We start from the raw sequence: 6,518 nt of genomic DNA on the forward strand, positions 1-6,518 counted from the left end.
CAATAAACGATGAATTTAGAGCAAGCAGTTTTAGATAAGTTGCGGGCATTGCCCCCTGAACGACAGCAAGAAGTTTTAGATTTTGCTGAGTTTCTTCAACAAAAAACTATGGCTAAACGACCCCTAAAGAGTGCCAAAGGGTTGTGTGCTGACTTAAAAGTAGATATTACGGAAGAAGACATCGCCCAAGCCCGACAAGAAATGTGGGGAAATTTTCCCAGGGAGATTGTTTGATGCCCTCAGTCGTAGCAGATACCCATACCCTAATTTGGTACATTTTTGAACTACCAAGATTGTCGCCAGCAGCATTAATAGCATTAGAACAAGCGGTTAACGAGGGAAATTTTATCTACTTTTCCGCAATTTCAATTGTAGAAATTGCTTACTTGATTGAGCGAGGGCGTTTGGCAGGCGAAGTGCTGACACGAGTTTTAAATGCTGCGGACGATCCAAATGTGGGGATTTTGCTAGCACCTTTGGATCGCAATATCTCGGCAACTATTCAACAAATTGACAGGGCAACAGTTCCTGATATGCCAGACAGGATTATTGCGGCTACTGCTTTATCTTTGAGTCTTCCGTTAGTTACTCGCGACGCAAAAATTCAAGGGTTAACTACTATTCAAACAATTTGGTGAGTATGACAGGAAACTCTCTTCGTTCCCTACAGTAATACCTTCGGGTGCGTCGCTTCCCGTAGCTATTTCAACTAGCAGGAAAATCTCACAGCGACGCACCATACAAATAGCAATATTGTGTCACCACACTTCGTTCCCCACAGCAACTCCACTGTCAATCTCATTATGAAGATTCTCAGGCGCGATCGTCTCAACCAACTCCTCAATGGAATACCGCCAACGAGTTACCGGTTCGATAATTTTCTCAGCGTCAATAGAGGCATCTATTTCCTGAGAGTGGGCTGCATAAAAAGCGAGAACATGGTTCACTTGAGCTTCACTTAAATCATACTCAGTGGCAATTTGGTTTGGCGAAAAACCCCATTTCTGAGATGCAACTACTACTGTTTGCAACCGCAAGCGAGTGCCGCGCAAAACGGGGACGAGTTCGCCGCTAGCGCCCCGCACATAGGTAATTTCAGGAAAAGCGCGATCGTCTGATTTATCCAGCCCCGTGAACTTCATGCTTTTACAATAACAACGGCTCTATTTTAGCTTGTACCTCTTCAATTACATCTTGAGATACCGACTCAACCAATCGAATACCGCGAGCTTTCCAGTCTAAACACTTAATTTGATCGGCAAGAATTACTCCCTGAACTTTTAATCCAGTGGGTAGGATAACTTCAAAAGGATACCCTTTTTGTTGTTTTGTAATCGGCATAAATAGAGCTAAGGAGCTTTTCTCGTTGTAGGAGCGAGGCGACAGCACAAAAGCAGGTCTAAGTCCTTTTTGCTCGTGTCCCTTAGTTGGGTCAAAGTCTAAATAAACGATATCGCCTCGACTCGGAATGTAGGGATTTGATTGTGTCACCAAACTTCGTTCCCCACAGCAATTCCAGTATCAATCTCAGTATGAACATTCTCTGGCGTCATTGCCTCGATCAACTCCTCAAGCGAATACCGCCGACGAACGATAGGCTCGATTGTCAGCTTGCCATCTATCAAGACAAGCTTCACTTCGGAACCCTCAGTCAAGTTAATCTCTTTAGCTAAATTCTGTGGAATCCGAATAGCAAGACTGTTTCCCCATTTTGCGATCGTCGCAACCATAGCCTGAACCTCTAGTTAGTGATATCACTCTGAGGAATTTACCCTTTCTCAGAGAAAGTATATACAGAGTATCTACAGTGTAGCGACTAAGCGGATGTTTGACAAGCACAGAAAATTTGACAAAAAAGCCGATCGCCCTTTCCCTAAAAACAACAAAGGACGATCGCCCTTTTCGCCCAAATTTCGACCTACGCACCCCAACAAAAGAAACCGGGTTTTTCACTAAATCTGCCATTTCCATGCAGTATCTTCGCAAAAAACCCGGTTTCTGAGCTCTCAGGCCTAAGTCCTATTAATGACTGTGCCCGTGCCCGCCATGAGAATGCCCGCGATCACCATGAGAATGCCCACCGTGAGAATGTCCACCGTGATTGTGTCCGCGATCGCCATGAGAATGCCCGTGTTCCCCGTGAGAATGGCTGTGCTCGCGGTGCGCGGAAGCCAAACTCGGATTAACAGCAACCGCAGTTTCACTCAACAACGCTTCAATCTGCGGATTTGCCCACTCGGCCGCCATTTTCAGAAACTCTGGATGGTCGTTAACGCAAGGCAATTTGCGGTAAGTAACTCCTTGACGCTGTTTCTGCAAAGACTCAATAATGTGGTCTACATCTAACAATGTTTCGTGATTTTCTGTCGCAAATCCGATCGGCATAAAGACGATCGCAGTTGCACCCAAATCGATCAAATTCTTCGCAGCCAACGTCGCATCCGGCTGCGTCCACTCAATCAGCGGCGTGTCGTGATTCAGCCAACCCACCGAAATCAAAGGATAGCGATACATCAAACGTTCCCGCACGCGATCGTACAAAGCTTGACTTTCCACAATTCCCGAAGTAAAGCCCTTCGCCTTGTGCGGACAACCGTGATTCATCAGCACAATCCCAATCTGAGAAGGCAAATGCGCTACAGCTAAATCGTTCTTAATTTCCTCTTCTACCAAATCCGCCATTAGCTGGATGTAAGCAGGTTCATCGTAAAAAGAAGGAATGTAGCGCTGTCCTTTTACCCAATGTTCCTTACCATCAAAGGTTTGTGCTAAAGCTTTATTCACCTGTTCGACAGCAATGCCGCTGGTGAAAACAGAATCAACTACCAACAGCGGATAAATCAGAATTTTGTCAAATCCTTCTGCTTGAATTTGAGGGATTACTTGTTCCGGCAAAAACGGCGCGCAAAAGTTAAAAGCTTTGAACACTTTTACTTTATCGCCCCATTTCTCCTGTAAATTCTTTTCAATCCCGGCGCGCTGCTGTTCAAAAATTGCATTGTGCGGCGAAACGAATTTACCGTGTTGGTGACTCCACTCGTGCAAGTCAAAGATTGCTAAAATCTTCGCCAGCGGCGGATAAATCCACAGCGGTACTGGCGCAAACTTTGCCGTAAGCAAATTTAAAGCTTGTTCGTTGTAGTTGGCAAAATCGTCGTAGCTTTCGACTTCGCCATAACCCATCAGCAATACAGCAACGCGATCGTTACTTGCGGGTGCTGCAGATGTTTTGTACTCGATTTTTTCTGGAGAAGCAACCACTTTGTATTCCTCAATTTTATTTATTCTAAGAGATCCAAACAGGATGAAGGGTGAATCGGAGATTTTTCATTGTGTGCGATCGCACGACGGTTGCGTGCTGGGCTGATTCCCGGTTTCTGCGCCCCTACTTCCCGGTCAAACCTCTTATTTATCCTAGAAACCGGATTGATGGGCATCAGTCCTAAGTCGGTTTTTTGACCCTGACCCGAAATTCGTAGGGTGGCTAGAACTAGAATCAGCCTTTGCTAAGCTTGACAGGAGATGGGGCGGGGGGGGATAAGTTTCATGTTTTCTTAAGACTCCCTGACCTTGCCTCAGATTAATGGGGTTTGGAGCGTTCCCAGCTTTTAACTTGGGGGGATACTCTTCAAACTTGACTCTATTATAAGTTTAACACCCTATCCCCTGGGGTAGTATATGATATAGTAGGTATATGATAAAGTTATGTTGCGAACTATATTAACTTTCTTGACGAACTATGAGACTGGTAATTTGCCCCGGAGTTCACGAACCAAAGCTAACCGACTGTTTCCTGACGGGACTTTCGGGGCTTTGGGGACTGGCAGCCGATCGCCCAAACCAGCAAATAGTCGATCGTGTCAAGATTTTTCCCGCTCATAAATATCCGCCTTTCTCAGCTCTTGACATATTGCAATTTTTGTGCAGCGAAAAGTTAGCAGGAGAAAGTCTAGTATTTGTCAGCTTTTCGGCAGGAGTAGCCGGGGCGATCGGGGCGGCTCTTCTGTGGCAGCAACTCGGTGGCAAAGTCGGGGCTTTTTTTGCCTTAGACGGTTGGGGAGTACCTCTGGTGGGAAATTTTCCCATCCACCGCATCAGCCACGATCGCTTTACGCACTGGAGTTCGGCAATTCTCGGTGGCGGTGGAGAAAGCTTTTATGCAGATCCCGCGATCGAACATTTGGATTTATGGCGAGCTCCCCAAACGGCAAAAGGCTGGCACCTCAGCCAAACCGCCGCCGGCATTGAGACTCTCGCACCCACAACCGCAGCAAAATTTTTAGTCCACCTATTGAAACAATACGGAGTCCAATCAGTTGTTTAATCTAAATTTAGTATCCTCAGCGATCGCACCTATTGCCACCATCGCCCGCCTCGACAATTCTGTCTCTTCAGCCACAACAAACACCATCAAACAGTGGTTGATATTTAGCGCCTCAGCATTTTTAGTCTCAATTCCCGTCTTCGTGCAAGCACCGTTAGTGCGTTTATATCCAACCATCAGTTTGCTGTCAACTATCCCCTGGTTCGTTCTGAGTTTAATTCTAATTTTCCGCCCCAAAACCCAACTTTGGGGAGATTTATTATTAGGATTTGCCGGCTGTTGGCTCGCAGGTTCTATCTATTGGGGCTGGTTTAGATGGGAACCAATTTTACATCTACCTATAGAAGCAATTGGCTTGCCTTTTGCTATTTGGTGCTTGGGCAAATCTTGGGGAAAAGTTGGCAGCTATTTTTACTTGGGTTCCCTATTTGGCACTGCTATTACCGATTTATATTTTTATTTAACTGGGTTGATGCCCTACTGGCGCCAAGTGATGCACGCGGAACCGGAATTAGCTATGCCGATTTTTCAAAGTGCGATCGGTCAAATTGAAACTCCTTGGGGCATAGGCTGTGCTTTAGTTCTAATCGCTGTGTTGCTAACAGTCGGTTTGCTGAGTTTGCGCGATCGAGAACTGCACTGGCGCGCTTTCAGCGGCGCGGTGTTAAGCACGCTTTTGGTAGATGGTTTATTTTGGTTGGCTGCTTCTGCTGCTTAAGATTTATGATTAGTTTTTATGTTGGTATTTTTTGACTGCAGATGTGGGCAAATTGACGCAGATTAACGCAGAATTTTTTGAGGGATGTAGTCTTGAGATTCCTGACTTTTTAAAGAAGTCGGGAATTTTGGTATTTACGGAACAATTATGAGTTAAAATCTAAAATCTAAAATCTCAGAATCCAAAATCAATATCATGTCTTTCATTTCAATTCGCGGTGTAGAACATTATTACGAGTGGATAACGGCAGATAACACGGCCCAACCCAGCGGGAAACCAGTGATGGTATTTCTGCACGGCTGGGCGGGTTCAGCGCGCTACTGGGAAAGCACGGCACGGGCTATTGCTGATGATTTTGATTGTTTGCTCTACGATATGAGAGGTTTTGGTCGATCGCCCTTGCCGAAAGAGCCTCCTGAGTCCAGCTACGAACTCGAAACCTATGCCCACGACTTAGCGGAATTATTAGAATCTCTGAATTTAAGCCGCGTCTTTCTCAATGCTCACTCCACAGGTGCATCAATTGCTACTTTATTTCTCAACCTTTACCCTGAAAAAGTAGAAAAAGCAATTCTCACTTGCAGCGGGATTTTTGAATACGACGAAAAAGCCTTTACAACTTTTCACAAATTCGGTGGCTATGTGGTAAAATTTAGACCATCTTGGCTGGCATCGATCCCTTTTGCCGATCGGCTATTTATGGCCCGGTTTTTGCGCCGTTCCCTGCCCACAGAGGTCAGTCTGGCGTTTCTCAAGGATTTTTTAATGGCAGACGAGCAAGCTGCTATTGGTACAATGGTGACGGCAGTCAGTAAAAGAGCAGCCGAGGAAATGCCCCAAGAATTTGCGCGGCTGAGTGTTCCCACACTGCTTGTGGCAGGAGAATTTGACCAAATTATTCCCGCCGCCATGGGAGAGCAAGCAGCCTCCCTCAGCAAAAAAGTAGAATTTGTTATAATTCCGAATACGGCTCACTTTCCGATGCTGGAGGATGCCGCAACATACTTGCAGCGAATTCGAGACTTTTTGCCAGCAGCGGCTTAGCTGAGTTATTGTTCATCTAATGTACGATCGGACACGCAAGCTTTGAGAACGGCTTTTGCTCCGATCTTAATTTTTAATTTCTAATTTCTTAAAGCGAAAGGTGGTACAATGAACGACCTCGACCAATACTATAAAGTGCTGGGACTGTTGCCGGGAGCTTCCAGAGAAGAAATTAGCCAAGCCTACAAGGATTTAGCGTTCATTTGGCACCCCGATCGCATCCCCAAAGACAATCCCAGACTACTACAGAAAGCTGAAGAGAAGATTAAGGAAATTAATCAAGCTCGCGAACAATTGCGATCGATTCAACCAAGAGGTCAGAATCAAAACGTTCAGCACAAACATACTCAGCACAAACACACCCAGCAACAAAACACCCAGCACAAACATACCCAGCAACAAACTACCCAGCAACAAAACGCTCAGTACAGA

11 protein-coding genes are annotated in these 6,518 nt (G+C 45.6%); 6 read left to right on the forward strand and 5 right to left on the reverse strand.

Features of this window, described 5'->3' with window-relative positions; translation table 11 throughout:
• Positions 1-9 precede the first annotated feature (9 nt).
• Complete coding sequence (locus QT984_RS10995; RefSeq protein WP_172189408.1) at positions 10-234, forward strand: DUF2281 domain-containing protein; 225 nt, start codon at positions 10-12, stop codon at positions 232-234.
• Complete coding sequence (locus QT984_RS11000) at positions 234-638, forward strand: type II toxin-antitoxin system VapC family toxin (RefSeq protein WP_333312476.1); 405 nt, start codon at positions 234-236, stop codon at positions 636-638. The genes QT984_RS10995 and QT984_RS11000 overlap by 1 nt, the downstream gene beginning before the upstream one ends.
• A gap of 120 nt (positions 639-758) precedes the next feature.
• Here the strand turns inward: QT984_RS11000 and QT984_RS11005 are convergent, their stop codons facing one another.
• The 5 genes from QT984_RS11005 to QT984_RS11025 form a co-directional block, all read right to left on the reverse strand.
• The gene (locus QT984_RS11005) at positions 759-1,142 is read right to left on the reverse strand and encodes a DUF433 domain-containing protein (RefSeq protein WP_333312478.1); all 384 of its coding nucleotides are present in this window, start codon (positions 1,140-1,142) and stop codon (positions 759-761) included.
• Between the two features lie 4 nt (positions 1,143-1,146).
• Positions 1,147-1,491 (reverse strand): endoribonuclease MazF, encoded by a 345-nt coding sequence (gene mazF, locus QT984_RS11010; RefSeq protein ID WP_333055049.1) that lies wholly within the window; start codon positions 1,489-1,491, stop codon positions 1,147-1,149.
• Positions 1,488-1,730, reverse strand: a complete 243-nt coding sequence (locus QT984_RS11015) for an AbrB/MazE/SpoVT family DNA-binding domain-containing protein (RefSeq protein WP_333055047.1) — start codon at positions 1,728-1,730, stop codon at positions 1,488-1,490. The genes mazF and QT984_RS11015 overlap by 4 nt, the downstream gene beginning before the upstream one ends.
• 292 nt (positions 1,731-2,022) lie before the next feature.
• Positions 2,023-3,261, reverse strand: a complete 1,239-nt coding sequence (locus tag QT984_RS11020) for a ferrochelatase (RefSeq protein WP_333055046.1) — start codon at positions 3,259-3,261, stop codon at positions 2,023-2,025.
• A gap of 20 nt (positions 3,262-3,281) precedes the next feature.
• Positions 3,282-3,437, reverse strand: coding sequence for a hypothetical protein (locus tag QT984_RS11025; protein WP_333231873.1), 156 nt, complete (start codon positions 3,435-3,437; stop codon positions 3,282-3,284).
• Positions 3,438-3,739: 302 nt separating this feature from the next.
• Here QT984_RS11025 and QT984_RS11030 point away from each other — a divergent pair, with 302 nt between their 5' ends.
• The 4 genes from QT984_RS11030 to QT984_RS11045 all read left to right on the forward strand — a co-directional run.
• Complete coding sequence (locus QT984_RS11030; RefSeq protein ID WP_333231875.1) at positions 3,740-4,324, forward strand: hypothetical protein; 585 nt, start codon at positions 3,740-3,742, stop codon at positions 4,322-4,324.
• Entirely contained in the window at positions 4,317-5,042 is a 726-nt protein-coding gene (locus tag QT984_RS11035; RefSeq protein ID WP_333055043.1) for a DUF3120 domain-containing protein, read from the forward strand. The genes QT984_RS11030 and QT984_RS11035 overlap by 8 nt, the downstream gene beginning before the upstream one ends.
• 195 nt (positions 5,043-5,237) lie before the next feature.
• Positions 5,238-6,086 (forward strand): alpha/beta hydrolase, encoded by an 849-nt coding sequence (locus QT984_RS11040; RefSeq protein ID WP_333055042.1) that lies wholly within the window; start codon positions 5,238-5,240, stop codon positions 6,084-6,086.
• Between the two features lie 108 nt (positions 6,087-6,194).
• On the forward strand, positions 6,195-6,518 hold a 324-nt coding region (locus QT984_RS11045; RefSeq protein ID WP_333373997.1), incomplete at its 3' end, for a DnaJ domain-containing protein.

This window comes from Microcoleus sp. Z1_B2 (assembly GCF_036700325.1).
Lineage (GTDB): Bacteria > Cyanobacteriota > Cyanobacteriia > Cyanobacteriales > Microcoleaceae > Microcoleus.